The 24879-nt window shown below is 65.1% G+C and carries 28 protein-coding genes; 16 read left to right on the top strand and 12 right to left on the bottom strand.

The annotated features are described in order from the left end of the window. Positions 1 to 55: 55 nt before the first annotated feature. Complete coding sequence (locus ACJASC_RS15560; protein ID WP_021692678.1) at positions 56 to 1081, bottom strand: aldo/keto reductase; 1026 nt, start codon at positions 1079 to 1081, stop codon at positions 56 to 58. 120 nt (positions 1082 to 1201) lie between these two features. Between ACJASC_RS15560 and ACJASC_RS15555 the strand changes: the two genes are divergently transcribed. After that, positions 1202 to 1792, top strand: coding sequence for a TetR/AcrR family transcriptional regulator (locus ACJASC_RS15555; protein WP_415146807.1), 591 nt, complete (start codon positions 1202 to 1204; stop codon positions 1790 to 1792). 122 nt (positions 1793 to 1914) lie between these two features. Here the strand turns inward: ACJASC_RS15555 and ACJASC_RS15550 are convergent, their stop codons facing one another. Beyond that, positions 1915 to 2820 carry a nickel/cobalt transporter gene (locus ACJASC_RS15550; RefSeq protein WP_415146806.1) on the bottom strand — a complete coding sequence of 302 codons (906 nt, stop codon included), beginning with the start codon at positions 2818 to 2820 and terminating at the stop codon, positions 1915 to 1917. Next, on the bottom strand, positions 2802 to 3470 hold the full coding sequence (locus tag ACJASC_RS15545) for a DUF1007 family protein (RefSeq protein WP_415146805.1): 669 nt from the start codon (positions 3468 to 3470) through the stop codon (positions 2802 to 2804). The genes ACJASC_RS15550 and ACJASC_RS15545 overlap by 19 nt, the downstream gene beginning before the upstream one ends. A gap of 823 nt (positions 3471 to 4293) precedes the next feature. Here ACJASC_RS15545 and ACJASC_RS15540 point away from each other — a divergent pair. Next, a complete protein-coding gene (locus ACJASC_RS15540) occupies positions 4294 to 5616 on the top strand; it encodes an alpha/beta hydrolase (RefSeq protein ID WP_415146804.1) in 1323 nt (440 codons plus the stop codon). Between the two features lie 252 nt (positions 5617 to 5868). Here ACJASC_RS15540 and ACJASC_RS15535 read toward each other — a convergent pair whose 3' ends face one another. The 3 genes from ACJASC_RS15535 to ACJASC_RS15525 all read right to left on the bottom strand — a co-directional run bounded on the left by ACJASC_RS15535 (position 5869) and on the right by ACJASC_RS15525 (position 9656). Further along, positions 5869 to 7773 carry a putative bifunctional diguanylate cyclase/phosphodiesterase gene (locus ACJASC_RS15535; protein ID WP_415146803.1) on the bottom strand — a complete coding sequence of 635 codons (1905 nt, stop codon included), beginning with the start codon at positions 7771 to 7773 and terminating at the stop codon, positions 5869 to 5871. A 101-nt stretch (positions 7774 to 7874) separates the two neighbouring features. Then, a complete protein-coding gene (locus ACJASC_RS15530; protein ID WP_415146802.1) occupies positions 7875 to 8366 on the bottom strand; it encodes a DUF2243 domain-containing protein in 492 nt (163 codons plus the stop codon). Positions 8367 to 8456: 90 nt separating this feature from the next. Continuing rightward, positions 8457 to 9656 (bottom strand): MFS transporter, encoded by a 1200-nt coding sequence (locus ACJASC_RS15525; RefSeq protein WP_415146801.1) that lies wholly within the window; start codon positions 9654 to 9656, stop codon positions 8457 to 8459. 391 nt (positions 9657 to 10047) lie between these two features. On the opposite strand from ACJASC_RS15525, the gene ACJASC_RS15520 reads away from it, so the two are divergent. After that, positions 10048 to 10440 carry a septal ring lytic transglycosylase RlpA family protein gene (locus ACJASC_RS15520; protein WP_415146800.1) on the top strand — a complete coding sequence of 131 codons (393 nt, stop codon included), beginning with the start codon at positions 10048 to 10050 and terminating at the stop codon, positions 10438 to 10440. A gap of 167 nt (positions 10441 to 10607) precedes the next feature. Here the strand turns inward: ACJASC_RS15520 and ACJASC_RS15515 are convergent, their stop codons facing one another. The 4 genes from ACJASC_RS15515 to ACJASC_RS15500 all read right to left on the bottom strand — a co-directional run bounded on the left by ACJASC_RS15515 (position 10608) and on the right by ACJASC_RS15500 (position 13469). Continuing rightward, on the bottom strand, positions 10608 to 11516 hold the full coding sequence (locus ACJASC_RS15515; protein WP_415146799.1) for an MBL fold metallo-hydrolase: 909 nt from the start codon (positions 11514 to 11516) through the stop codon (positions 10608 to 10610). A gap of 61 nt (positions 11517 to 11577) precedes the next feature. Then, positions 11578 to 12624, bottom strand: a complete 1047-nt coding sequence (locus ACJASC_RS15510) for a YeeE/YedE family protein (protein WP_415146798.1) — start codon at positions 12622 to 12624, stop codon at positions 11578 to 11580. 36 nt (positions 12625 to 12660) lie between these two features. Further along, entirely contained in the window at positions 12661 to 12996 is a 336-nt protein-coding gene (locus tag ACJASC_RS15505; RefSeq protein WP_415146797.1) for an ArsR/SmtB family transcription factor, read from the bottom strand. 89 nt (positions 12997 to 13085) lie between these two features. Beyond that, a complete protein-coding gene (locus tag ACJASC_RS15500; RefSeq protein WP_415146796.1) occupies positions 13086 to 13469 on the bottom strand; it encodes a thioredoxin family protein in 384 nt (127 codons plus the stop codon). An 83-nt stretch (positions 13470 to 13552) separates the two neighbouring features. Here ACJASC_RS15500 and ACJASC_RS15495 point away from each other — a divergent pair, with 83 nt between their 5' ends. The 12 genes from ACJASC_RS15495 (at position 13553) to ACJASC_RS15440 (ending at position 23892) form a co-directional block, all read left to right on the top strand. Beyond that, positions 13553 to 14293 carry a cytochrome c biogenesis CcdA family protein gene (locus ACJASC_RS15495; protein ID WP_415146795.1) on the top strand — a complete coding sequence of 247 codons (741 nt, stop codon included), beginning with the start codon at positions 13553 to 13555 and terminating at the stop codon, positions 14291 to 14293. A 12-nt stretch (positions 14294 to 14305) separates the two neighbouring features. Beyond that, the gene (locus ACJASC_RS15490; protein ID WP_415146794.1) at positions 14306 to 14866 is read left to right on the top strand and encodes a thioredoxin family protein; all 561 of its coding nucleotides are present in this window, start codon (positions 14306 to 14308) and stop codon (positions 14864 to 14866) included. Positions 14867 to 14981: 115 nt separating this feature from the next. Then, positions 14982 to 15458, top strand: coding sequence for a sulfur oxidation c-type cytochrome SoxX (gene soxX, locus ACJASC_RS15485; RefSeq protein ID WP_415146793.1), 477 nt, complete (start codon positions 14982 to 14984; stop codon positions 15456 to 15458). Positions 15459 to 15481: 23 nt separating this feature from the next. Then, on the top strand, positions 15482 to 15904 hold the full coding sequence (gene soxY, locus ACJASC_RS15480; protein ID WP_021695550.1) for a thiosulfate oxidation carrier protein SoxY: 423 nt from the start codon (positions 15482 to 15484) through the stop codon (positions 15902 to 15904). A 23-nt stretch (positions 15905 to 15927) separates the two neighbouring features. After that, positions 15928 to 16257, top strand: a complete 330-nt coding sequence (gene soxZ / locus ACJASC_RS15475) for a thiosulfate oxidation carrier complex protein SoxZ (protein WP_021695549.1) — start codon at positions 15928 to 15930, stop codon at positions 16255 to 16257. A 31-nt stretch (positions 16258 to 16288) separates the two neighbouring features. Beyond that, positions 16289 to 17149, top strand: a complete 861-nt coding sequence (soxA, locus tag ACJASC_RS15470; protein ID WP_415146792.1) for a sulfur oxidation c-type cytochrome SoxA — start codon at positions 16289 to 16291, stop codon at positions 17147 to 17149. A gap of 85 nt (positions 17150 to 17234) precedes the next feature. Continuing rightward, a complete protein-coding gene (soxB, locus tag ACJASC_RS15465) occupies positions 17235 to 18929 on the top strand; it encodes a thiosulfohydrolase SoxB (RefSeq protein WP_415146791.1) in 1695 nt (564 codons plus the stop codon). A 38-nt stretch (positions 18930 to 18967) separates the two neighbouring features. Beyond that, positions 18968 to 20224, top strand: a complete 1257-nt coding sequence (gene soxC / locus ACJASC_RS15460; RefSeq protein WP_415146790.1) for a sulfite dehydrogenase — start codon at positions 18968 to 18970, stop codon at positions 20222 to 20224. After that, the gene (locus ACJASC_RS15455; protein ID WP_415146789.1) at positions 20208 to 21533 is read left to right on the top strand and encodes a c-type cytochrome; all 1326 of its coding nucleotides are present in this window, start codon (positions 20208 to 20210) and stop codon (positions 21531 to 21533) included. Before soxC ends, ACJASC_RS15455 begins: the two co-directional genes overlap by 17 nt. 107 nt (positions 21534 to 21640) lie before the next feature. Continuing rightward, entirely contained in the window at positions 21641 to 22072 is a 432-nt protein-coding gene (locus ACJASC_RS15450; RefSeq protein ID WP_415146788.1) for a DUF302 domain-containing protein, read from the top strand. Between the two features lie 3 nt (positions 22073 to 22075). Then, positions 22076 to 23299 (top strand): 5-aminolevulinate synthase, encoded by a 1224-nt coding sequence (hemA, locus tag ACJASC_RS15445; protein ID WP_415146787.1) that lies wholly within the window; start codon positions 22076 to 22078, stop codon positions 23297 to 23299. Positions 23300 to 23310: 11 nt separating this feature from the next. Continuing rightward, on the top strand, positions 23311 to 23892 hold the full coding sequence (locus tag ACJASC_RS15440) for a rhodanese-like domain-containing protein (protein ID WP_415146786.1): 582 nt from the start codon (positions 23311 to 23313) through the stop codon (positions 23890 to 23892). A gap of 27 nt (positions 23893 to 23919) precedes the next feature. On the opposite strand, the gene ACJASC_RS15435 is transcribed toward ACJASC_RS15440, so the two are convergent. Then, positions 23920 to 24390: a DsrE family protein gene (locus ACJASC_RS15435; protein ID WP_415146785.1), complete on the bottom strand. Its 471-nt coding sequence runs from the start codon at positions 24388 to 24390 to the stop codon at positions 23920 to 23922. A gap of 228 nt (positions 24391 to 24618) precedes the next feature. On the opposite strand from ACJASC_RS15435, the gene ACJASC_RS15430 reads away from it, so the two are divergent. Next, positions 24619 to 24756, top strand: a complete 138-nt coding sequence (locus tag ACJASC_RS15430; protein ID WP_415146784.1) for an MBL fold metallo-hydrolase — start codon at positions 24619 to 24621, stop codon at positions 24754 to 24756. A 15-nt stretch (positions 24757 to 24771) separates the two neighbouring features. Here ACJASC_RS15430 and ACJASC_RS15425 read toward each other — a convergent pair. Continuing rightward, positions 24772 to 24879 (bottom strand): IS3 family transposase (locus tag ACJASC_RS15425; RefSeq protein WP_370318198.1); only part of this gene is annotated, 108 nt, incomplete at its 5' end.

The raw sequence follows: 24879 nt of genomic DNA, 5'->3' as shown, positions 1-24879 counted from the left end.
CCTCTGAATCGGAGGGGCACCCGGCAAGGCCGGGGCCCCCGAAGGTTGGGAAGGCTCAGCCGTTGCGCCGGGCGAACAGGCTGTCGCCGCGCCGCATCTGCGGCAAGTAGCCGGGATATTCGGGCTTGAGCGCGCTGACCTCGTCGAGCCGCGCCATCTCATCATCCCCGAGTGCGATGTCGGAAGCGCCGAGATTGTCGATCAGCTGCTCTTCCTTGCGCGCGCCGACGATCACGCTGGTGACGCCCGGCTTGTGCAGCAGCCAGGCCAAGGCGACCTGCGCGACCGAGGCGGTCTTCGCCTCGGCGATTTGCGCCAGCACGTCGATGATGTCGAAGCCCTGATCCTTGTCGACTGGGGGGAACTCGAACTTCGCGCGACGGCCCGCCGCTTCGCCGTTACGGGTGTATTTGCCGCTCAGGAAGCCACTCGCGAGCGGGCTCCAGATGAAGGTGCCGAGGCCGAGATCGCGCACTGCCGGGATCACATCGCGCTCCAGCTCGCGGCCCGCGAGGCTATAGTAGGACTGCGCCGAGGCGAAGCGTTCGGTGCCCAGCTGCCGCGCCAGCCCGTCGGCCTTGGCGATCTGCCAACCGGCAAAGTTCGACAGGCCGATATAGCGCACCTTGCCCTGCCGCACGAGATCGTCGAGCGCGCGCAGCGTCTCTTCGAGCGGGGTGGTGTAGTCGAAGCTGTGGACCTGATAGAGGTCGATGTAGTCGGTGCCGAGCCGCGACAGGCTCCCCTCCACCTCGCGCATGACGGCGAGCCGGCTGGTGCCGAAGTCGTTCGGCCCGGTGGTCAGGGTGCTGGCGAGCTTGGTGGCGATCAGCATGTCCTTGCGCCGGCCCCCCAGTGCACGGCCCAGCATCTCTTCGGAGACGCCGGAGCTGTAGACATTGGCGGTGTCGAAGATGTTGATCCCCGCCTCGATCGACAGATCCACCATGCGGGTGGCTAGGTCCTGACCCGTGGCCCCCATGAGGCCGGCATAGCTGCCGCCTTCGTCGTCGAAGGTCATGGTGCCCAGCGTCAGCTCCGAGACGTAAAGACCGGTATGTCCGAGTTGCTTGTATTTCATCGAAGAACCCTCCAGCGCCACAGCGCTTGTGTTTGTAAACTGTGATGTTTACATAGGGCGGCAAGGTGGCTGGTGTAAACCCCGTTGTTTACAAAATAGCAGCGCGATCAGGTGAAACAGATGAAACTTACTGAAAAAAAACGAAAAGATATTCTGGATGCGGCGATCTTGGAATTCCGGGAGCAGGGTTTCCCCGCCGCGCGGGTGAACCGGATCGCCGAGCTGGCCGAGGTGTCCAAGCGCACACTTTACAAGCACTTCGAGAGCAAAGAGGTGCTGTTCGCCGCCATCACCGACATCTTGCTACAAGAGATCGCGGCCATGCCGAAGCTGCGCCACGAGGCGGATGCGCCGCTGCGCGAGCAGCTGATCGCGGCGGTGCGGGACTACGTCGGCCATCTGACCGGGGAGCAGTATCTGGGGCTGAACCGGCTGGTGATGTCAGAGCTTCTGCGCGATCAGGATCTGGCGCAGGCTTTCTTCGCCAAGGCCGCGATGCAGGACGGCCCAATCTCGGGGATGATTGCCGACGGAATGCAGGCGGGCGCGCTACGCCGCGCCGAGCCCGGCTTCGCCGCGGGTCAGCTGCTGTCGATGATCAAGCACTTTCTGGTCTGGCCGCAGTTCCTGATGGGCACGAAGGCGGATGTCGACCCGGATGCCGTCATCGCCGACTGCGTGGACATGTTCCTCGCCCATTACGCCAAGTAGGGTGACGAGGCGGCCATCTGTCATATCCCGTTCCATCGACAGCGCGCGAGAGGCCCGGGCGTAGCGTTCTCATCGCGCTTCGTCGCCGCGCGAGCGCAATGGATGGGCGCCGAGGTCGACCGCTATGCGGCCAAACCCGCCATCTCGATCGAAATGACGAGGATTGCGGCTCCGGCTATCACTTCGATGACCGGAAGGACATAGGTCGCCTGCTTCGTTTCGCCGAAAGAGAAGAGCGTGCTTTCGCGGAAGAACACACTGCTCGCCGCGACGAAGACGGTGAGCGCGGCCGTGCCGAGGGACATCGCCAGCGTTCCGAATATCCCGGCCGTCAGGATATTCATGTGCCACGTGAGAACGAGCAGCAGGATCGCACCCGAACAGGGGCGGATGGCGATGCCCCCGATCAGCGCGAGCGCATCGCGCAGCCCACCCGCGCGGCGGATCTCGTCGATGCTCGGGCCGTGACGATGACCGCAGCCCGCGTGGCAGGCGTGGTCATGCGCCCCATGCGCCGCCCCGGCGGCATCGGACCGAAGCCGCCACAACCGGCGTAGCCCCCGGAACGCCAGCCAGGCGCCGATGAGGCCAATCGCGGCGGCGCTGAGCGGCAGCATGATGGTCTCGGCCGCGCCGGTCATCTGGCTGCGGGTCCAGCCCATCAGGAACAACCCCGTCATGACGAGCAGGATCGCGGTCACCGCCTGCCCGACCGAGGACAGGAGCGAGATAACCGACAGCCGGAGCAACGGCACCTGATGGCTTACGCCATAACCACCGATCAGGAACTTGCCATGCCCCGGCCCCAGCGCATGGAAGAAGCCATAGGCGAAGCACAGCCCCAGGAGCGCCGCAACGGCGCCCTGCTCCTCCGCCCTGAGCGCCCGCAGCCCGCCGGCGAGCGCGTTCTGGAACTCGCGCTGCCAGCCCGCGGCCCAGCGGGCCAGCTCCTGGTCCTGGCCGGTCGCCAAGGCCCAAACCCCGGCCGCCACCAGCAGAAGCGGGACGATCAGGAGGATGCGGCGCATGTCAGCACGAAGCTGTCGGCGAACAGCACGCCGATATCGGGCAGATCGATCTCCGCAAAGGGATCGGAACTCGCGTCGATCGCGGCCAGCTGCTCGCCATACTCCTCCTTCGCCTCGTCACGGTCGGCGACGTTGCGGCGTAGCGCACAGCCATCCCGGCCCGAGATGGTCGGCTCGACCGGCACATCGTAGGCGACGAAGTATGTGGGGTCGTAGGCGCGCGCAGTGACCACTTGGCCGGACACGTCGAATGGCGCGGCAAGCGGACGGACATGCGAGGTCACCAGCCGGCCGTCCTCGAACCGTGCCCGATGCTTCACCGGCCCGTCCAGAGCCACCGCCTCGCCGTCCCTCTCGATGACGAAATCGCCCGGAAAACCCGCGGCCCAGTCGACGTCGTGCCCAGCATAGGCATCGAGCGCCGCCTGCTCCGGTGTGCCGTCACCATCGGCGTCGAGCCCGTTCTCCTCGATCAGCATGAGCGAGTAGAACTCGTCATAGGCCCAGTCGATCCGCACCGCCGCGAGGTCTCCGGCCTCGTCGAAGACGAGTTCGAAGGCCGCGTCGATGAAGACATGCGGATGAGCGAGGGCCACGCCGGGAAGCGCGACCGACAGGGCGCATGCGGAAAGGAAAAGGCGCGAATCCATTCGGCTTGATAGGCGCGCCTCGGCGCTGCAGGCAAGCGCCGACACAGCCATGCGCGGAGTTGTGCCGCCTGCTGTACGACCGCCTCCACTTTGTGATGATCTTCGAGGACGGATGGCATGACCATGGGCTTTGAGTGCCGAGGATTTGCAATGGTCATGCAGCAAGGCAGATGCAGGGACGACGGCGCATGGGCTTGGCGGGCCATCTCAAGGACCCTCTTTCATCCGCCATCAGCAAAGCGCGGACACGGCAGATAGCAGCCTTCGAAGCTTGTGAAATGGCAGACGCCGCCGATACGATCCGATCACTTTCGCGTTGGATGATGGGCAGGCTATCGGATCGAAGGATGGTGATGGGAAAGACCGGACCGCCGGCGCCGGAGAGGCCATCACCATCAAGAAGGCCCAGTGACCTTCAGCCCGCGGCGCCAGGAGTGCAGCCGGTTGGTAAGCCTCGATATCGATACGGCTCTATCGGGACAATATATCTCAGGCCCAATAAATTTCTAATTTTAAACAGCTACTTAAGATACTTAAACAATATTTGGCCTGCCGAGATGATTGGCCGGATCTGCAGCAAATATGCCGTGACTCTCGATGCGGGCCACGGCGTGATCGGCTCTTTTCGCGCTGCGTGATGCGTGACGGCGCTTTCCTTTGTGGCTAGTTCTCGATCGCCCCACGGCCCGGTGAGGCATTGGATTGCGACGGCAAGATCACCGTCTGAACCGTCGGACATGCAGTTACGCCGCAACTTTCGGGTGAACCGATCCCATGACGCGTAGTTGGTGCAGCGTTTACCGAGTCTGCGAGAGGATCTCTCATGCACATGCTATTGAAAACGACCACGGCGAGCGCCGCCCTTGCGGCTGCTCTGACCGTTGCTCCCGCCAGCCTGCTGGCGCAGGAAGCCACGACGAACGAGGCTGAGACGACCGCCGAAACCGAAGCCTCCCCAACCTCCGGCGCCAGCGCCGAGATGGAGGCCAATGTCACCGCCGATGCCGGTGCCGTGGCCGATCCGCCCGCCACGCCCAACGAGGACATGCAGGCGGTGCTCGACAAGCTCGCCGAGCTCGGTGCCCAGCCGATTTCGGAGTTGTCGGTCGAGGATGCGCGCAGCCAGCCCACCCCAGCCGACGCCGTCATGGCGGTAATGGAGGAGCGTGGCATCGAGATGCCCGAGGATCTGGCCGGTGTCGCGACGCGTGACATCACTTATCCCGGCGCCGATGGCAGCCAGATCGACGCGCGGGTCTACACCCCCGCCGAAGGCGAAGGCCCGTTCCCTCTGATCGTCTATTACCATGGCGGCGGCTGGGTGATCGCCGGCATCGACGTCTATGACGCCTCGGCTCGTGCCTTGGCCACGGGTGCGAATGCGGTCGTGGTTTCGGCCACCTACCGGCAGGCCCCGGGTGCGACCTTTCCGACGCAACACGAGGACGCCAACGCGGCCTATGAGTGGATTGTCGAGAACTCGGGCGACTTCAACGCCGATGCCGAGCGGCTCGCCATCGCGGGCGAAAGCGCCGGCGGCAACCTCGCGCTGAACGTGGCCATGCATGCCCGTGACGCCGAACTGATCCAGCCCGATCACGTGCTGTCGGTCTATCCGATAGCTAGCGACGACATGCAGACGCCGTCCTACGAAGCCTATGCCGACGCGACGCCGTTGTCGCGTGCCGGCATGGAGTGGTTCTTCGACAAGGTCTTCGAAGATCCGTCGCAGGCCTCCGATCCACGCATCGACCTGATCGCACGCGATGACCTGCAGGGCCTGCCGCCGGTCACCATCGTCAACGCCGAGATCGACCCGCTCCAGAGCGAGGGTGAGATCATGGCCGAGCGTCTTTCGGAAGCGGGCGTCGAGGTCGAGCAGATGACATATGATGGCGTCACTCACGAATTCTTCGGTATGGGTACCGTCGTGCCGCAGGCGCAGGAGGCCGTAGACATGGCCGTCGCCAATCTGCGCGAGGCTTTTGGAAACGAGAATAATTCGGTCGACGAAGCGGCGATGGAGTCGGATGCAGCGTCCACTGACGGCACCGAAGCTATGCCGGTCGAAGGCGAGATGGACGAGGCAGCCGATAACGTCGAAGCCGAACCGGCAGAAGAAGACGCGACGACCACCGCAAACTGATCGTCGGATATCAAAAGTCGGGGGCGGGGTTCAAAACCCCGCCCCTCGTCATTTTCGTCGAGAGATATGCCGCCGGTATCGCCCGGGCTCAAAGCAAGCATGCAAGTTTGCGTTGCTATAAGGCGTTCGACTGCGGCTTGGTGCTCTTCGCACCTTACGATCCCCCATCAGCACATTACGATGCGGCCGAGATGAGCGTTTGGCCCATGCAGAAGGTTTTCAGCGCCATCCCTTACAGAACGTCGCGCTCTCTCATCCCGCCATCCGATAATCGGGATTCCTTTGATCGAGCGCGGCGATCGTCGTCGCCAGATCGGCGGAAGCCACCGGTCTGGCGAAATGAAAGCCTTGGAACAAGGAACAGCCGCCGGCACGCAGGAAGTCAACTTCCGCCGAAGTTTCAGTGCCTTCTGCCAGCACCTCCATTCCAAGCCCACGGCCGAGCGCGATCATTGCCGAACAGATGGCTTGCGACTGCGGCAGCCGATCAACATCGCTGACGAACTCACGATCTATCTTCAGCTTGTTGAAAGGCAACTTTCGAAGCGAACTCATGCTGGCATAGCCGGTCCCGAAATCGTCGATCGCGAGCTTGAGCCCCTGATCGCGCAGCTTCGTCAGCGTGGAACGGGAGTGGTCGTGATCCACCATGGCGACCGTTTCCGTCAGTTCGAGTTCCAGCCGGTCGGGCGACAGGCCGCTCTCCGACAGCGCCGCCGCGACATGGGCGTCGAGATCCTTGTCGAGGAACTGGCGGGCGCTCAGGTTGATCGCCACCCGCATGTCGCCCTCCCACGCCGCCGCCTGGCGGCAGGCATCGCGCATCACCCAAAGACCGATTTGGTCGATCAGCCCGGCCTCCTCGGCCATCGGGATGAACAGGCCGGGCGGGATCATGCCGCGATCGGGATGATTCCAGCGGATCAGGGCCTCGGCCCCCGACACGCGGCCCAGTTGGATATCCATGACGGGTTGGAAGTGCAGCACGAACTCGTCCTTCGCAATCGCACCGCGAAGCTCCTGCTCCAGTGCGAACCGCTTCTGGGCCTTGGCCCTCGCCTGTTCGGAATGCTGGACGATTCGGTCTGCAGCGCTGGCCTCGCCCGAGGCGGCGATTGCGTCGTCGAGACCCGCACCGACGTCGCCAGTGGCCTCGATCAGGGCCACGCCTGCCACCAGGGTCGGTTGGACCGCGAGGTCGCCTTGCAGGATGTCCGAAGCGATGTCCGCGACGATCCGCATTGCCTGATCGGTCGCGCCTTCCCATGCATCCGCACCGGTCACATCCATCGCGACCGCGAGGGCGAAACGGTCATCCGCCACCCGCGCCAGCAGCGCCGGGTTCGGCGCGACGAGGCCGAGCCGGTCGGCAAGGACCGACATCACGCCATGCATCACGTCCTGGTTGTAGCTGCCGCCGATCCTGCTCGCATCGAGAAGGCGAAGCGACATGATCGCGAAGCCGGTGCCGGTGTCGGCAGCGAGGGCACGTTGCAGACCATCCCGGTTGAGAAGCCCGGTCGCCTCGTCGATCGTCTCCAGCCGCAGCAACGACTCGTCGAGGCTCGTGATCATGTGCTGCGCATCGGCCATCAGCCGGCCCGCATCGTCGGTATGCGCGACAGGCAGATCCGGCAGTGCCCGGCGCGCCCGGTAGTCCCGCAGCGCCTGCGCGGTGTTGATCACCGGCCGCAACAGGTGATCGAGCACGAGGATCGTCGCGAAGGTGCCCAGAAGCGTGGCCAGAAGGGCAACCCCGAGAATCGTCAGGAAGCTCGACCATCCCTGCGCCGTCTGCATCGCGACATAAGCGATCAGCGCGATCAGAGGGACATGCGTTCCCACAAAGGCCATCAGCATGATCTTGCCGCGATATGGCAGCCGTGTCCGTCGCGACATCAATTCGTACAAGGCAATGTTCTTCACCGCAGTCCCTCTGCTCTGGAGCCGCCCCGGATAGGTGCGAGGCTTGTTTCGAATGCGATAATTCCTCCCCAACATGTCGCGAATACGGCCACTTTTTTGCCAGCCTGTGTCTTGGCGCAGCGGCAAGCGGGCCATGCCCGGTGCTATGTGATCGAAGTGGCTGTCAGCCCAATGTGCGCCAAGCAGGCGCTCCGGCGCGCCCCAAGGCAGTGCGCTCTCCTTGCCGGTCACGCTATGGCAAGGGGCATCGCTGGCCCGGAACACCACGGTGGTGAAAGGTCGGCCCGGTGGCAGGCGCAGGGTTCAGCCGCCCACCCCCGCGCCGAGGAACATCAGCGGCGCGAGCATGGCCGTCGTCCGGTGCAGGTTTCATCCCCTTCGCCACCGCCTCGCCCCAAGCCCCATCCAATCCCGAAAGGCAGCAAGCCAAAGACAAAGAACCACAGAAGATCCCAGAACAGCGGCACCTCGCTGTCGATCCTGATGCGATGGATACCGAGCAGCCAGTGCGAGAGCACGCTGTCGATAATGTGCCACAGACCGAAACCGGCGATCAGCGCGCCGAGCAGCGGCTGCCCCGTGATCCCTGCCCGCCTAACATGGGCGCGCCACAGGCCCCACAGGCCGAGACCGGCCAGCAGATACATGAACAGGTGGAAATAGCCGTCCCAGAGCACCTGCGCAGGCAGGTCGTCCACACCGGGCACGAGGTTGAGGAGATGATGCCATTGCAGGATCTGATGCAGCAGGATGCCATCGAAGAACCCACCCAAGGCGATGCCCAAGAGCAGTGCGTACCGGATCCAAGGCGTCTTCCATGTCATCACGCGCCCTCCCCATCGCCGTGCCAAGTGTGTCGCATCCGAATGCTCCTGCGGTCTGGTGTCCGGCCCGCCCGCTCTCTCCGAACGGCCTCAAGCCTCGGCGAGCAGCGGTCGCTCGCTCGCATGGTGGCCGCGCAGGAAAAGTACCGCTGCCGCCGGGAGCACCGCAGCCCCGAGAAACATCGCCATTGGCCCAGCGGCCCCCGATGCCAGCCCGGCGAGACCCGGCCCCAGAACGCTGCCCGCCGCCATGACCAACAGCACCGCCGTGAAGCTGAGCGACGGAAGCGCCGGGAACAGCCGCTCCGACCAGAAAGCCAGCACGGCGCTTGTCATCATCACGTGAACGCCCTGCAACCCGGCCGAAAGGACCACCCCAGCCCAGCGGTCCGGCATCATTGCCACGATCACGAGTGACAGCGTCCCGGCCCCCATCAGGAGGCGCAGGAGCCAAACGAGGCCGAGCGCCTCCTTTGCCCGGCTGGTCAGCAGGCCCGCCAGCCCGAACAACCCGTAGGAGATGAAAATCAACGCCGGGGCGGCGGCGGGCAGGCCGGGAACACCGCCGACCTCCCGAACCCGATCGGCGGCAAAAGAGATGTAGATCGCCGATGTCGTTCCGAGCACGAAGCCGATGCCGAACAAAGGCAAGGCCGATGCCTGCAGGACGCGGCGCCATTGGCCCTTCGTCCCTACGGGGCCTCTCTCGACCGGGCGTAACGCCAGCCAGTTGCCAACGAGCACAAGAGCGCCCGCCATGGCGAAGGCGGCCCAGCAATATCGCCACGAGAACCCCATCAGCACCATGGCCAGCGCCGTACCGCCGGCGACCACGATCCCTATACTGGTGCCGGTACTGATGTCCGAGAGGGCGGTGGGCCGGTCCGCATCGCGGACCTTACGATGAACCGCGTCGTTGAACGGCGTCCACGCAAAGCCGGCACTCGATGCAGCAAGGAACACGCCGATGGCAAGAACCGCGACATTCGGGGCAGCGGCGATGATGACCATGCCGAGAGTGGCGGCGCAAAGTCCCAGCAAAACCGGCGCCTCCGGCCCTCGCCGGGTCAGGAGAAGCTGTGCCGCGAGCAGTCCCAGAAAAAAGCCGAAGAAGCCCAAGCTCGAGACGAGACCAATGGTCGAGGTCGACATGGAGAAGGCGGTGCGGAAGTCCGGCACGAACAGCCCGAACCCCATGCGCGCCGGACCGTACCCGATGGCGGTGGCGGCGAAACCTGCCGCTGAAAGGCTCCGAAAATAAGTGATGGCACCGCCTCCTTCTGCCTGCAAACCGTTGGGCCCGGATCGGGTTTCCGTCCGGTGCGGTTGCGCACCGGGATGCTCTGGCAGATCATCAAGGACGCTTTGCCGGTCGCTGGCTTCACGAGGGGAAATGGGAACGGTTGATTTTCACGGAACGGCAAACCCGTGATCGACGCCGTTCGCAACAGCGACCTGTCGACCCAAGACATCGGTCGCCTCTTCCGCGAGGCAGATACGCCCTGAGCGAACATCGAACGGGCCACTTCGGCGGATGCCTGCCATTCAGGGCCGCTTGGACTGGCGAGGCTCCGCCCGTTCGTTCCTCGCATCGGAACCATTCGCCATTCGTCGTTGCACCGAGGATTGGCAGGGGTCAGATGTGGCGGACACCTTGGAACCATGACGGAAGGACCGGCTTGTGATCAAGTTGACCGCCACGCTTCGAACCCTTTTGACCGCAAGCTGCCTCTTGGCGACAGCACCACTGGCCTCCGCGCATTCCGGCAGTGTCACCAAGACCTTCGAGGGAGCTGCCTCCTGGTACGGGCCGGGCTTTCACGGGCGTCAGACTGCCAATGGTGAAATCTACGACATGAACAGCCTCACCGCCGCCCATCCCAGCCTGCCTTTCGGCACACGCGTGCGCGTCACGAACGAGGCTACCAACGAATCCGCCGTGGTGCGGATCAACGACCGTGGCCCCTATGCCAAGGGCCGCATCATCGACCTGTCCAAGGGCGCGGCGGAAGATATCGGCCTGCTGAGCAGCGGTGTCGCCCGCGTGACGGTCGAGGTCCTTTCCAACGCCTGAGCCGGCTCAGGGTGGCCTAGTCTTGGTCCAGCATGCGTAAGTTTTATCAAAGTGACCGCTTCCCGGCGGCATCTGATGAACCAAGGTGAGTCGTTGGCGGTCCCCGAAGAGGATGGTCACACCATCAACTCCCTAAGGCACACGAACCACTCGTACAAATCTGGAAACTACATCTCCGAGACGAACGTATAGCCGTCGCCGTTCTTCTCCACACGGCCCATTCCGCCGTCTGGGAGGTGGAAACCGATCAATGGCATGCCCCGTTCGACCAATTCCTGAAGCAGGACCAAACGAGTCCGGGCGGCCTGCTCCGGGGCCTGATCGGCGGCCATGGGCCATTCAGGGCGCGCGAAGGCCAGATGCGCGTTGCCGATGGCGTCGCCGACAACAAGCGCCTGGCCACTGCCGATCTCGAAGGACATGTGTCCGGGTGTATGTCCGAAGCTGGCCTGCGCTACGATGCCGGGCAGAACCTCGTCTTCATTCTCGAATGTCTCAAGCACGCCTTGTAAAAGTTCGATCCGGCGCGCGGCTCCGGCGGCAAAGCTCTGTCGTTCGGCGCCGATGGTCACCGGTGTCTCGGGGTCAGTCCAATAGTCCCGCTCGACCCGGCCGATGAGATGCCGCGCGTTCACGAACAGGGGTTCGTCGAAATCGTCGATAGCGCCCCAAAGATGATCCGGATGGCCATGGGTGAAGACGACATGGGTGACGTCCTCCGGCGACAGATCGAGAGCGGCGAGGGCCTCAGGCAGCCGCCCCGTGCTTTGCATGAAACCCGGCCCGGCGCCCGCATCGAACAGAACGACTTCCGCGCCTGAACGCAGCAGCGTCACGTTGCAGGGCGGCTCATACCCTCCCGCCGCGACGCCAGCCGCGTCGAGGATCGCGCGTGCCTCGCCCTGCGGCAGATCCCCGATCAGGAAGCTCTCCGGAAGCTGCAAGTACCCGTCGTTCAGTGTCGTGATCCGCCGTTCGCCGAGATCCATTTCCGTCGCGGCCCAAGCCCGGCCGAAGGCGAAGGTGGCGCCGAGCCCCGTGGCGCCCCGCAACACGCTGCGTCTGGTGATCCTCATCGTCCCTCCCCGAACAACACATTCGCATCATTGCATTCGAATCGTCGTGGCGTCGAGGGGGTCACTCGGCCATGGCAAAGCCGTCGATCAGCTGCCGCAGCCCGATCGCGGCACCCAGCGCGATCGCAGCCAGCGCCACCGGGGCACTGATCGCGAGAACGGAAAAGGCGGTAATGCCTTGGCCGATGCTGCATCCCGCCGCCGTCACCGCGCCCCAGCCCATGAGCCCCGCGCCGAGGATCTGACGCTTGAGTTCGCGCGGGTCCTCGCAAGCTTCCCAGCGGAAATGCCCCTTCCAGAGGCTGCCTGCAAAGGCGCCCGTCAACACACCGACCACCGATCCGACGCCGAAGCTCAGCGCCGCGCCGCTTGAGGTCATGGTGTAGAGCATCGTTTCGCCCAAGGGCGCCGAAAAGCTGTGTGACGCGACGGGCAACGCGTCGAAGCCTGTCGTAAACAGCCAAGCTGTTCCCGCCCATCCCATGGCAACGGCAAGCCCGACCGACGCGCCGCAGATGAGGGTACCCCGACCCAACGCCGCTCCACCCCGAAGCGACAGGACAAGGATGGCCGATCCGACAAGCATGCCGCATGCCCAGAGCGGGAGCCCCGTCGCCAGCGCGATCAAATGACCGATGCCCGGCGTCGGCCCGCCATGCGGAGCGAAGAGCGCCACCCGCAGTCCCGACAGTGGCCCGGACAAGGTGGCATAGGCCACGAGTCCCATGACCAATACGATCACGAAGGAACGCATGTCGCCACCGCCCAACCGCGCGAGCGCGCCGTAGCCGCAGTTTCCCGCAAGCGCCATGCCGTAGCCGAAGACCAGCCCGCCGAGGATCGCGCCAGGCAGGCTCCATCCCTGCGCGAGATAGAAGCTGTCCATCGGGTCGAACAGCCCCGCGCTCATCAGGCCGAAGGCCGCGATCACCGCGACGCCGATAGCGATGCCCCACATCCTGAGCCGGGTCAGGCTGCCCCCATAGAGCGCATCCTCGATGGCGCCGAGCGTGCAGAAACGCCCCAATCGCGCGGCCGCACCCAGAACCGCACCGCTGCCCATGCCAATGAGCGCGGCGATGGTCGGCTCGTCGAGCCAATCCAGCATATTGTGATCCTCCCCGCGCCCTCCCCGGCGCGCCTGTCAGCTTGAGCGGCAGAACAGCTCGTAGACAAGTTCCATGATCCGGCGTGGCCGGTCATCGGTCAAGCTGTAGTAGATGATCTTGCCGTCGCGGCGCGGCGTCACCAGCCCTTCGAGCCTGAGGCGCGCCAACTGCTGCGAGACGGCAGCCTGCCGCGCCGAGAGCAGCTGCTCGAGTTCGGTCACCGATTTCTCGCCGGTGACGAGATGGCACAGAATCATCAGCCGGCCCTCATGGCCCAAGGCCTTGAGGAAGTCCGAGGCTTCCTGCGCGTTGCGCATCATGAGGTCCATGTCGGCCTCGCTCATGTCGTCGGTAATCCTCGGCAGGGTCATGGCTGCGCTCCCCGTTTCGGCGGAGCGGCTCCGCCCGATGTCAGGCGGATCATTTATGAGCTCGCGCCCAATATCGCAATGCGACGCGATCATCCGGGCGGGTCCTGAGGCACCAAGGCGGCGTCCGGCGTCTCGCCCAGAAGGCGTGCCAGCAGACTCCAGAAGAAATCCTCGCCCGGGTAGCCCTCGATCCGGCCCAGATCGCGGCCGTCCTCGACCAGCAGGAAGGTCGGGGTGAAGACAACTTTTCCCCCAAGCTCCATCTCGCCCGGCAGAGCGCCTATGTCGATCCGGCGCAAGGGCGCGGCCTCGCCCTCCTCGGTCTTGGGATAGATCGGTCCGATCTCCTCGTTCCAACGCGCGCACCATGGGCAACCGGCCTGCTCGACCATGACAAGCTCCAGCGCCGCGGGCAGCGGACCGGGCTGGAGGGCCATGAACAGGCCGAGAAAGATGGCTGCGACGCGTGACATGCGGATCCTCGATCGAGGCCGATTGACCGGCCAATAGCTTCGAATAATAGTATTGCAATATGATATAAGCAATCGGAGGTGGCATGTTCGAGGTCACGCTGGGCAGCGCGATGCTGGCGAGGCTGCTGTCCTTCCTGTCTCCCTGCATCCTGCCGATGGTGCCGTTCTACCTCGGCTATCTTGCCGGCACCGGTGCGCGGCAGGCCGAAGCGGGTGGCACGCCGTCCGGACGCGGTCGGACGCTGCTCTTTACCGCCCTGTTCTCGGCCGGGATCATCACCGTCTTCGTGGCGCTCGGGGCCTCGGCGTCATTTGCCGGGCAGTTCCTGCGCGAATGGTTCGACCTGCTGCGCTGGATCGCGGCCGGGATCATTGTGCTGATGGGACTGCACTTTCTGGGCCTGCTGCCGATCGGCCTGCTCTACCGGCAGTTCCGACTCGATAGGGCGACAGGGCCTGCCCGCGAGATCGGGCTTGCGGGGGCCTATCTCATGGGGCTCGCCTTCGCCTTCGGCTGGACGCCCTGCGTGGGCCCCGTGCTCGGCGTGATCCTGTTCATCGCGGGCAGCCTGCAGACCGCCGCAGAAGGCGCATGGCTGCTGCTCGCCTATGGCGTCGGCATGACCCTGCCCTTCCTGCTGGCGGCGGTCTTCGTCGCCCCCTTCACCCGCCTGATGCGCCACTTTCGGCGCCATCTCGGAACGGTCGAGAAGCTGACCGGTGCGTTGCTCGTGGCCTTCGGGCTGCTGATCGCCACCGACTCGGTGAACCTGATCGCGCAGTGGATGCTCGACGAATTCGCCATCTTCAGCCGCTATGGATGACAGGAGCCCACCATGATCCGCCTCAGACACGCGTTCGCGCTGCTTTTCCTTTCCGTTCTGCCCGCAGCTGCGGAGATCGGCGATGACGGGCTGCACAAGGCGCCCTGGATGCGCCAGACCTTTCTCGACCTGCGCGAGGACCTTGCCGAGGCGAACGCCGCCGGGCAGCGGTTGATGCTGCTCGTGGAACAGCGCGGCTGCATCTATTGCCGCAAGATGCACGAGGACGTCTTCGTCCGGCCCGAGATCGCTCAGACACTGGATGAGGACTACTTCGTGGTGCAGTTCAACATGTTCGGCGACCTCGACATCACCGATTTCGACGGTACCACCCTGCCCGAGAAGGAGATGATCTCGCGCTGGGGTCTGCTCTTCACGCCGACGATGATGTTCCTGCCCGAAGAGGTACCGACCGAGACCATGGCGGCCGAGTCGGCGGTGGCGGTAATGCCGGGCGCGTTCGGCCCCGCGACCACCCGAAACCTGCTGAGCTGGGTGCTGGAACATGGCTACGCGGGCGATGAGCCGTTTCAGAAATACCATGCGAGAATGCTTGAAAGCCAAGCTGAATAGCGTCTCGGCCCTGAGCTGGACCGAGCCGTATTCAATAAATTAAATATGTTGTTGATTGGAACGCCTGGTCCGGAGTAACGTCGGTTTGGAGGACAAAATGCCGCAGGGAGGACTTATGTCGCGACAAATCACCCTTGCCGTGGCGCTCGCGTTCATTGGCGCGGCCGCGCAGGCCGAGGTCGCGCCGCAGCAGGTGGCCTACGGCGAATACGGCGCCATAGAGACCTCCCTGAGCGGCACCCCCGGTGATCCCAAGGCGGGCGCCGAGGTCATGGCCGATCGGGGCTTGGGCAACTGCGTGGCCTGCCACGCGGTGGGCGCGCTCGATGAGGTGCCGTTTCACGGCGAAGTCGGCCCGCCGCTCGACGGCGCGGCGGATCGCTGGGCCGAGGCGGATCTGCGCGGGATCGTGGCGAACGCCAAGATGACGTTCCCCGGTACGATCATGCCCGCCTTTTACAAGACCACGGGCTTCATCCGTCCGGGCGACGGCTTCACCGGCAAGGCCGGGACCGAGCCGCTCGATCCGCTGCTCACCGCGCAGCAGGTCGAGGACGTGGTCGCCTATCTTATGACGCTGCGCGAAGAGTGATCGTGCGGCAGGAGAGGAGAGAAATGAGCTTTTCACGCAGACAGACGCTGGCCATCATGGCCAGCAGCGGGCTCTCGGTGATGCTGGGCGGGCGCATGGCGCTGGCCACGCCGACCGAGGAGCTGATCGCCAACTTCACCGGCGGTGCCGAGATCACCGGCGAGGGGCTGACCCTTACCGCACCCGAGATCGCCGAGAACGGCAACACCGTGCCGGTCGAGGTCGACGCCCCCGGCGCCGAGTCGATCATCCTGCTGGCCACCGGCAACCCCAACCCCGATGTGGGCGTGTTCCATTTCGGCCCGCTGGCGGGCGCGCAGATGGCCTCGACCCGGATCCGCCTCGCCGGCACCCAGGAGGTCGTCGCCATCGCCAAGATGTCCGACGGCAGCTTCGCGCGTGCGGCGCAGGAGGTGAAGGTGACCATCGGCGGCTGCGGCGGCTGAGTTCGGGACAAGGAGCAAGAGACATGGCAGAGAACGTCACCCCCCGCGTCCGCGTCCCCAAGGAAGCCGCCGCTGGAGAGGTCATCACCATCAAGACCCTGATCAGCCACCCGATGGAATCGGGCCAGCGCAAGGACAAGGAGGGCAACCTCATCCCGCGCTCGATCATCAACCGCTTCACCTGCGCGTTCAACGGCGAGACCGTGATCGACGTGGCGATGGAGCCCGCGATCTCGACCAACCCCTATTTCGAGTTTCAGGCCAAGGTCCCCGAAAGCGGCACTTTCACTTTCACTTGGATCGACGATGACGGGTCGACCTACGAGGACACCAAGGAGATCGCCGTCGCCTGACGGCACGAAGAGGGCAAGGGAGGAGACCTTGATGAGACAGACGCTGAGGACCGGCGCTGCATGGGCGGCACTCGGGCTGGCCGGGTCGGCCGCCCTTGCCCCCGCCGCGATGGCGCAGGAGGCGAACCTCGTCATCGACGGCGAGATCGAGATCGTGACCCGGGCGCCCGCGCCCGAGCACATGGAATACGTCTCCGAGATTTTCTCGGGCTGGGAATACCGCTCGCCCGAGACGCAGGCGCTGCAAATGGATGATTTCGAGAATCCCGGCATGATCGGCGTCGACAACGCCCGTGCCGATTTCGAGACCGCCCTGGGCCCCGACGACCAGTCCTGCGCCTCGTGCCACGACAGCCCCAAGGCGCTTGAGGGCGTGCGCGCGGTCTATCCCAAATGGGACGAGGCCAAGGGCGAGGTGCAGACGCTGGAGATGCAGGTCAACGAATGCGTGACCGAGCGCGCCGGGGCCGAGCCGTGGGACTATACCGGCAACCGGATGACCGAGATGGTCGCGCTGATCTCCTCGGTTTCGCGCGGCATGCCCGTGGATGTGGCGATCGACGGCCCGGCCCAGGAGACTTGGGAGCAGGGCAAGGAGATCTACTACACCCGCTACGGCCAGCTCGAGCTCGCCTGCGCGAACTGCCACGAGGACAATTACGACAACATGATCCGCGCCGATCACCTGAGCCAAGGGCAGATCAACGGCTTCCCGACCTACCGGCTGAAGAACGGCAAGCTCAACGCGGTGCATGACCGGTTCAAGGGCTGCGTCCGCGACACCCGCGCCGAGACCTTCTCGCCGGGCAGCCCGGAATTCGTGGCACTGGAACTCTACGTCGCCTCGCGCGGCAACGGCCTCTCGGTCGAGGGCCCGTCCGTCCGCAACTGAACGACACCCCGCCCGGCTTCCGCCCGGCGGGGTGCTTTTGCCTTAACATATTCAAGAATACGCATCTGATGACAGGGAACCGCACATGATCGCCCGCCGCCACTTTCTTCAGGCCGGCCTCGCCGCCTCCGCTCTCTGGGGCGCCTCGGGTTTCGGCAACTGGTCCCGGCTCGCGGCCCAGCAGCGGCTCACCCAAGAGGACCTGATCGGCAGCGGCGGCCCGGGCAACGTCACGCTGATCCACATCACTGACATTCATGCCCAGACGCAGCCGATCTGGTTCCGCGAGCCCGAGATCAATCTCGGCGTCGGAGAGGCGCAGGGGCTCGTGCCCCATCTCACCGGCGCCGCCTTCCGCAAGCTCTACGGCATCGAGGACGGCTCGCTGCTCGACTACGCGCTAACCTATGACGACTTCGTCGCACTGGGCCGCGAATACGGCAAGATGGGCGGCCTCGACCGCGTCGCCACCGTGCTCAAGGCAATCCGCGCCGAGCGGCCCGACGCGCTGCTGCTCGATGGCGGCGACACATGGCAGGGGTCTCTGCCCGCGCTTAAGACCCAAGGCGCCGATATGGTGCGGCTGTTCAACGCGCTGGGCACAGACGCGATGACCTCGCATTGGGAGTTCACGCTGGGCATCGACCGGGTCAACGAGATCCTCGAAAACGAGCTCGACCCCGCCTTCCTCGGCGCCAACATCTTCGACGCGACCTGGGACGAGCCGGCCTTCGAGCCCTACAAGATGTTCGAGCGCGGAGGCACCTCGATCGCCGTGATCGGTCAGGCCTTCCCCTACCTGCCGATCGCCAACCCGAACTGGATGTTCCCCGATCTCAGCTTCGGCGTCCGCCAAGAGCGGATGGCCGAGGTGGTGCAGGAGGCGCGCGACGCCGGCGCCGAGGTCGTGGTGGTGCTGTCGCATAACGGCTTCGACGTGGACCGCAAGATGGCCGCGCAGGTGCCCGGCATCGACGTGATCCTGACCGGGCACACCCATGACGCCCTGCCCGAGCCGGTGCTGGTCGGCAGCACGCATCTGATCGCCTCCGGAAGCCACGGCAAGTTCGTCAGCCGCGTCGATCTCGATGTGCAGAACGGCGCGCTCAAGGGGCTGACGCACAGGCTGATCCCGATCTTTTCGGACGTGATCGCCCCCGATCCGGAGATGACCGTACTGGTCGAAGAGACCCGCGCGCCGTTCAAGGACGAGATGGCCGAGGTGCTGGGCACGACGGATTCACTCCTTTACCGGCGCGGCAACTTCAACGGCACTTGGGACGATTTGATCTGCAACGCGCTGATTTCCGAGCGCGAGGCCGATATCGCGCTGTCGCCCGGCTTTCGCTGGGGGGCCTCGCTGATGCCCGGTCAGGAGATCACCCGCGAGGACGTGTTCAACGCCACCGCGATGAGCTACCCGGCTGCCTACCGCTCGGAGATGACAGGCGAGACGCTGAAACTGATCATCGAAGACGTGGCCGACAACCTGTTCAACCCCGACCCTTATTACCAGCAGGGCGGCGACATGGTCCGCGTCGGCGGCATGGGCTACCGGATCGACATCGCCCAACCGCAGGGCAGCCGCGTCACCGAGATGACGCTGCTGTCGTCGGGCGAAAAGATCGACCCCGCGAAAACCTACGTCGTGGCCGGATGGGCCAGCGTCAACGAAGGCACCGAGGGTCCGGCGATCTGGGACGTGGTCGAAAGCCACATCCGCAATCAGGGCACCGTTTCCATCGATCCCAATAACAGCGTCGACGTGGTGGCCGGATGAGCCGCCCCGCCGACATGGACGACAAGAGGACCCCGAGCATGAGTAATCCCGCCACCTCGCGGCGCGGCTTCCTGGCAGGCGCGCTCGCCGCCGGCAGCGCGGTCGCAGGCAGTCGCGCGGCTGCCCAGACAGCCGACCCGGCGATCACCGAGCTGCAGCCCTGGATGCAGTATCTGGGCGACGGCGTCGATGCCCGCCCTTATGGCACACCCTCGCAATACGAGGCGCATGTCATCCGCCGCAATGTCGACTGGCTGACCGCCGATCCGGTCTCTTCGGTCAACTTCACGCCGCTGCACGAGCTCGACGGGATCATCACCCCGAACGGGCTGTGCTTCGAGCGGCACCATGCCGGCATCGCCGAGGTCGACCCGGCGGCGCACCGGCTGATGATCAACGGCCTCGTCGACAAGCCGCTGGTCTTCACGATGCAGGATCTGATGCGCTTCCCGCGCGAGAACCGGGTCTATTTCCTCGAATGCGCGGCGAACTCGGGCATGGAATGGGCGGGCGCGCAGCTCAATGGCTGCCAGTACACCCATGGCATGATCCACAACGTCATGTATACGGGCATCCCGTTGCGGCTGCTGCTCGATGAGGCGGGGGTCAAAACCAACGGCAAATGGATCATGCCCGAAGGTGCCGATGCTTCTGCCATGACCCGGTCGATCCCGATCGAGAAGGCGATGGACGACTGCCTCGTCGCCTTCAAGATGAACGGCGAGGCGCTGCGCCCCGAGCAGGGCTACCCGGTCCGGCTCGTCGTGCCGGGCTGGGAAGGCAACATGTGGATCAAATGGCTGCGCCGGATCGAGGTCGGCGACCAGCCATGGCACCACCGCGAGGAAACGTCGAAATACACCGACCTACTGGATAACGGCATCGCCCGCCGCTTCACCTGGGAGATGGATGCCAAGTCGGTCATCACGAACCCCAGCCCGCAGACGCCGATCCTGCATTCCAAGGGGCCGACCGTGCTCACCGGCGTCGCCTGGTCGGGCCGCGGCACCATCCCGCGCGTCGACGTGACGCTTGATGGCGGCAAGAACTGGCAGGAGGCGCGCATGTCGGGGCCGAGCTTCGACAAGTCGATGCATCGCTTCTACTTCGAGTTCGACTGGGACGGAAAACCGCTGCTGCTGCAGAGCCGCGCACATGATTCCACCGGCTATGTGCAGCCCACCAAGAACGATCTGCGGGCGATCCGCGGCGAGAACTCGATCTACCACAACAACGGCATCCAGACCTGGCATGTCAACGAACGCGGCGAGGCGGAAAATGTCGAAGTTTCTTAAGATCCTCGCACCCGCCTCCGCCGGCACGGTGGGCGTGCTGACCTTGGCCTATGTGCTGGCCGACCAATTCGTGGTCGACATGCCTGCCCCGGCACGCGTGTCCTTCGTGTCCGTTGCCAATGCGCAGGAGAGCGAGGCCCCGGAACCTGTAGCCGAGACCGTTGCGCAGGCCGATGCCGAGCCCCTCGCTCCGGCCCGCGACGGCGGCTACGGGCTGGGCCGCGAGGCGCTGCCCGAGGAGATCGCCGCTTGGGACATCGATATCCGCCCCGACGGGCAGGGCCTGCCGGTGGGATCGGGCGACGTCTGGACCGGCGAGGAGGTCTTCGTCGCGCAATGCGCCTCCTGCCACGGCGACTTCGGCGAGGCGGTCGGCCGCTGGCCGCAACTTGCCGGCGGTCAGGGAACGCTGGAGCGCAAGGACCCGGTCAAGACCATCGGCTCCTACTGGCCCTATCTCTCGACCGTCTGGGACTATGTGCATCGCGCGATGCCGTTTGGCGATGCGCAGTCGCTCACGCCGGACGAGGTATACGCGATCACCGCCTATCTCCTCTATCTCAACAACGTGGTCGAGGATGACTTCGAGCTGTCGAACGAGAGCTTTGCCAAGGTCGAGATGCCCAATGCCGATGGTTTCAAGCCCGACGACCGGCCCGAGACCGAGCTGACTGCCTTCTCTGGCGAGGTCTGCATGGAAGGCTGCAAGGACGATGTCGAGATTACCATGCGCGCTGCCGTGCTCGACGTGACGCCCGGCTCGGACGAAGACGACGCCGAGGTTGTCGAGACCGCCGTCGAGGTCGAGGAGCAGGCCGAGGCGCAGCCCGCGGATGCGGAACCCGCCGAAGAGGCGGTGGCGGGCGACCAGCCCACGACGCCGGAAGACGCGGCTGCTGAAAACGAGGCAGGGGATGCCTCCGCCGAAGGTGCCGACGCGGAAGCGGCCCCGGCGGAGGCGGCCGAGGAGGCCAGCGCTGCGCCCGATCCGGAACTGGTCGCAGCAGGCGAACGTGTCTTCAAGAAGTGCTCGGCCTGCCACCAAGTCGGCAGTAACGCCAAGAACCGCAGCGGCCCGCAGCTCAACGGCATCGTCGGACGCACCGCCGGCGCGGTCGAGGGCTTCCGCTACTCGGGCGCGATGGAAGAGGCTGGGGCGGACGGTCTAGTGTGGGATCACGAAAGCCTCGCGGGCTTCCTCGCCGATCCGCGCGCCTATCTGAAGGGCACCAAGATGTCCTTCGCGGGCCTGCGCAGCGACGAGGACATCACCGCCATCACCGCCTTTCTCGAAGCGCAGGCTGAGTGAGCCATTCCGGGCGGCCCGCGCAGGGCCGCCCGCATCGCCGCCATGGCGGCACGGGAGAGAGGCCGGATCATGTCTGGCCCGACCCACAACAGGGGAGGAGTAAGGCGATGAGACGGATCCTTTTGGCGGCTGTGGCCGCGATTGCGGGCGGCACTGCCTCGGCGCAGGAGGTGGTCACCTATCCCTTCGACGGCAGCTTCGAGGACGCCACCTTCAGCGTCGAGAGCGCCATCATCGGCGAGGGGCTGGTGGTCGACTACGTCAGCCGCGTCGGCGACATGCTCAACCGCACCGGCGAGGACGTAGGCAGCGACGTGACGATCTTCGACGCCGCGGACGTGTTCCTGTTCTGCTCGGCGGTGGTGTCGCGCAAGGTGATGGAGGCCGATCCGTCCAACATCGCGCATTGCCCCTACGGGATCTTCGTGACCGACAAGGAAGGCGCGGTCGAGATCGGCTATCGGGCAATGCCCGACGGCCCGATGCAGGAGGTGCAGTCGCTGCTCGACGGCATCGCGAAAGAGGCAGCGGGGCAGTAACGGGTGGCCTTCGACAGCTTCTTCACCGCCGAATTGAACCGCCTGCGCGACGAGGGCAACTACCGCCGTTTCGCCGAGCTGGAGCGTCATCGCGGCGCCTTTCCCGCCGCCACCCGCCATGACGGGCCTGTACCCTCCGAGGTGGCGGTCTGGTGCTCGAACGACTATCTCGGCATGGGTCAGCACCCGGACGTGCTGGCTGCAATGCACGCGGCCATCGACGAGGTCGGTGCCGGCGCGGGCGGCACCCGCAACATCTCGGGCACGACGCGCCACCATGTCGCGCTGGAGCGCGAATTGGCCGATCTGCACGGCAAGGAGGCGGCGCTTCTCTTCACCTCGGGCTACGTGTCGAACTGGGCGTCGCTGGGCACGCTGGCCTCGCGCATCCCCGGCTGCGTCGTGCTGTCGGATGCGGGCAACCACGCCAGCATGATCGAGGGCATCCGCCACAGCCGCGCCGAGAAGGTCATCTGGAAGCACAACGATCTCGCCGATCTCGAAGCTAAGCTCGCCGCCTTGCCCGCCAACGCACCCAAGATCGTGGCGTTTGAGAGTGTCTATTCGATGGATGGCGACATCGCCCCCATTGCAGGCATCTGTGATCTGGCCGAACGCTACAATGCCTTGACCTATCTCGACGAGGTGCATGGCGTCGGTCTCTATGGCCCGCGCGGCGGCGGTGTTGCCGAGCGCGAGGGGCTGATGGGCCGTATTGATGTGATCGAGGGCACATTGGGCAAGGCCTACGGCGTGATGGGCGGCTATATCGCGGCCTCGGCCGCGCTGTGCGACTTCGTGCGCAGCTTTGCCTCGGGCTTCATCTTCACGACCGCCCTGCCCCCTGCGGTCGCTGCGGGTGCGCAGGCCGCCGTGCGGCATCTCAAGACCTCCGATGCCGAACGCCGGTTGCAGGCCGAGCGAGTTGCGGTACTGCGTGCCCGGCTCGACGCGGCGGGCATTCCGCATCTGTCGAACCCGAGCCACATCGTGCCGGTCATGGTGGGCGATCCGGTCAAGTGCCGCTGGCTGTCGGATCTGCTGCTCGACGAGTTCGACATCTACATCCAGCCGATCAACTATCCCACCGTGCCGCGCGGCACCGAGCGGCTGCGCATCACGCCGTCGCCGGTGCATTCCGAGGCCGATCTCGACCGCCTTGCAAAGGCGCTGGAGACGCTATGGGACCGCTGCCGCATCGCCCGCGTGCCGATGGCCGCGCAATAAGGAAGACCGCCATGATCCGCCTCGCCGCCGCCTTCACTCTTCTCGCCGCACCGGCTCTGGCCGAGCCGGTCGGCATCGATGCCGAGCGCATGTCGGTCACGGTGGAAACGCCGGACGGGCCGGTCGAGATCATGCGCGGGCAGGACAACGACGCCGTCATCACCGGCGATTTTACCCGCACCTCGCGCGCCTGCCCGCCCTTCTGCATCCAGCCGATGACCCCCGCCGAGGGCGTAAACACGATCGGCGAGCTGGAGCTTCTGGAGATGCTGGAGAATCCGGAGGCGGTGGTGATCGACAGCCGCACCCGCGACTGGTTCGAAGGCGGCACCATCCCCGGCGCGGTTCACATGCCGTGGGACCGGATCACGGACAGGCTGGGCGAGCTGGGCTGCGAGCCGGATTTCGAAGGCTGGGACTGTTCGGATGCGCCCGAGGTGGCATTGTTCTGCAACGGGCCGTGGTGCGGCCAGTCACCCACCGCGATCCGAGCGATGATCGGCGCGGGCTACCCGGCGGAGAAGATCAACTACTATCGTGGCGGTATGCAGATCTGGCGGCTTCTCGGCCTCACCGTCGCCGAGGGGCGCTGAGCCGCGATATGCGGCCCAGCCTCACGGTCACGGCTTGACGTAGGTATAGCCCTGCCCCTGCAGGTAGCTCAGTTCGGCCACGCCCGATGGCACGATCTGCTCCTCGAAGACCTCGAACAGATCCGTCTCGTAATCGATGTCGCGCCCGGTCAGCGTGTTGTTGCAGACCACGAACTCGACGTTCTGGCCGCGGAGACTGGTCACGTCCATCTGCAGCTGCTCGTTCGCCATGGCGTTCTGCAACAGGCCCACGCCGTTGCCGTGCAGCACAACCTTGACCTCGATGTTGTCGCGGCCCACCGCATTGATATGGTTCTGCACGTTGCGCAGCGCCCCACGATAGGCATTGTCCCCTTCGCCGCCATTGCCGTTGATGTGGTAGACCACCTTCTGCTGGCCGTAGCGATCGCTGTCCTGCGCCAAGGCCCCCCCGGCCATCAGCGTCAGCACCGCGAGCCCCGCTGCAATCGTACTGCGTATCTGTTTGAGTATCGTCATCATGTCCTCCCGCGATGAGGCATGGATGGCATGCCTCCATTTGAACCGGCCTGCCGCGCAGCTCCCTCCGCACGGCTCCCCGCTGCGCCAGATTGACGCATTCATATATTCATCTACGTATTCCCTATCATGTCCACCCCCGGTCGTTGCCGTGCGGATTCAAACCATGGTCCAAGCGGCCGAACTGGGGTGAATACCACTCGTTGGCACCTTGAAGGAGGACCCGCCATGACCCTGCGCTTCGAACAAATCCTGGCCGACGGCGTCGCCGAGTGCTCCTACCTTTTGGGCGATGACGCAGCACATGTCTGCGCCATCGTTAATCCGCGCCCGGACGTCGAGATCTGCCTCGCGGCGGCGCCTTGAATAGCCCCGCGTTTCTTAGACGCCCTCGTGCCTCAGTTTCTGCTGCCGCTCGAACTCGAGGGGCGACAGCATTCCGTTTCGCGCGTGCTTGCGCTTCGGGTTGTAGAACATTTCGATGTAGTC

Origin of the sequence: Limimaricola cinnabarinus (assembly GCF_047631075.1) — a bacterium.
Classification (GTDB): Bacteria; Pseudomonadota; Alphaproteobacteria; order Rhodobacterales; family Rhodobacteraceae; genus Limimaricola; species Limimaricola cinnabarinus.
Note: the sequence above shows the minus strand (reverse complement) of the source record. Positions and strands in the feature narration are given on the sequence as shown.

What these genes read in the sequence shown, in the direction of transcription:
- ACJASC_RS15545 (WP_415146805.1), bottom strand. Translation starts at nt 3,470, where the DNA reads ATGGATTCGCGCCTTTTCCTTTCCGCATGCGCCCTGTCGGTCGCGCTT.
- ACJASC_RS15560 (WP_021692678.1), bottom strand. Translation starts at nt 1,081, where the DNA reads ATGAAATACAAGCAACTCGGACATACCGGTCTTTACGTCTCGGAGCTG.
- ACJASC_RS15550 (WP_415146806.1), bottom strand. Translation starts at nt 2,820, where the DNA reads ATGCGCCGCATCCTCCTGATCGTCCCGCTTCTGCTGGTGGCGGCCGGG.
- ACJASC_RS15515 (WP_415146799.1), bottom strand. Translation starts at nt 11,516, where the DNA reads ATGAGGATCACCAGACGCAGCGTGTTGCGGGGCGCCACGGGGCTCGGC.
- soxX (WP_415146793.1), top strand. Translation starts at nt 14,982, where the DNA reads ATGTCGCGACAAATCACCCTTGCCGTGGCGCTCGCGTTCATTGGCGCG.
- ACJASC_RS15540 (WP_415146804.1), top strand. Translation starts at nt 4,294, where the DNA reads ATGCACATGCTATTGAAAACGACCACGGCGAGCGCCGCCCTTGCGGCT.
- ACJASC_RS15500 (WP_415146796.1), bottom strand. Translation starts at nt 13,469, where the DNA reads ATGTCACGCGTCGCAGCCATCTTTCTCGGCCTGTTCATGGCCCTCCAG.
- ACJASC_RS15495 (WP_415146795.1), top strand. Translation starts at nt 13,553, where the DNA reads ATGTTCGAGGTCACGCTGGGCAGCGCGATGCTGGCGAGGCTGCTGTCC.
- soxB (WP_415146791.1), top strand. Translation starts at nt 17,235, where the DNA reads ATGATCGCCCGCCGCCACTTTCTTCAGGCCGGCCTCGCCGCCTCCGCT.
- soxY (WP_021695550.1), top strand. Translation starts at nt 15,482, where the DNA reads ATGAGCTTTTCACGCAGACAGACGCTGGCCATCATGGCCAGCAGCGGG.
- ACJASC_RS15530 (WP_415146802.1), bottom strand. Translation starts at nt 8,366, where the DNA reads ATGACATGGAAGACGCCTTGGATCCGGTACGCACTGCTCTTGGGCATC.
- soxZ (WP_021695549.1), top strand. Translation starts at nt 15,928, where the DNA reads ATGGCAGAGAACGTCACCCCCCGCGTCCGCGTCCCCAAGGAAGCCGCC.
- ACJASC_RS15490 (WP_415146794.1), top strand. Translation starts at nt 14,306, where the DNA reads ATGATCCGCCTCAGACACGCGTTCGCGCTGCTTTTCCTTTCCGTTCTG.
- soxA (WP_415146792.1), top strand. Translation starts at nt 16,289, where the DNA reads ATGAGACAGACGCTGAGGACCGGCGCTGCATGGGCGGCACTCGGGCTG.
- ACJASC_RS15555 (WP_415146807.1), top strand. Translation starts at nt 1,202, where the DNA reads ATGAAACTTACTGAAAAAAAACGAAAAGATATTCTGGATGCGGCGATC.
- soxC (WP_415146790.1), top strand. Translation starts at nt 18,968, where the DNA reads ATGAGTAATCCCGCCACCTCGCGGCGCGGCTTCCTGGCAGGCGCGCTC.
- ACJASC_RS15450 (WP_415146788.1), top strand. Translation starts at nt 21,641, where the DNA reads ATGAGACGGATCCTTTTGGCGGCTGTGGCCGCGATTGCGGGCGGCACT.
- ACJASC_RS15430 (WP_415146784.1), top strand. Translation starts at nt 24,619, where the DNA reads ATGACCCTGCGCTTCGAACAAATCCTGGCCGACGGCGTCGCCGAGTGC.
- ACJASC_RS15435 (WP_415146785.1), bottom strand. Translation starts at nt 24,390, where the DNA reads ATGACGATACTCAAACAGATACGCAGTACGATTGCAGCGGGGCTCGCG.
- ACJASC_RS15505 (WP_415146797.1), bottom strand. Translation starts at nt 12,996, where the DNA reads ATGACCCTGCCGAGGATTACCGACGACATGAGCGAGGCCGACATGGAC.
- ACJASC_RS15510 (WP_415146798.1), bottom strand. Translation starts at nt 12,624, where the DNA reads ATGCTGGATTGGCTCGACGAGCCGACCATCGCCGCGCTCATTGGCATG.
- ACJASC_RS15440 (WP_415146786.1), top strand. Translation starts at nt 23,311, where the DNA reads ATGATCCGCCTCGCCGCCGCCTTCACTCTTCTCGCCGCACCGGCTCTG.
- ACJASC_RS15455 (WP_415146789.1), top strand. Translation starts at nt 20,208, where the DNA reads ATGTCGAAGTTTCTTAAGATCCTCGCACCCGCCTCCGCCGGCACGGTG.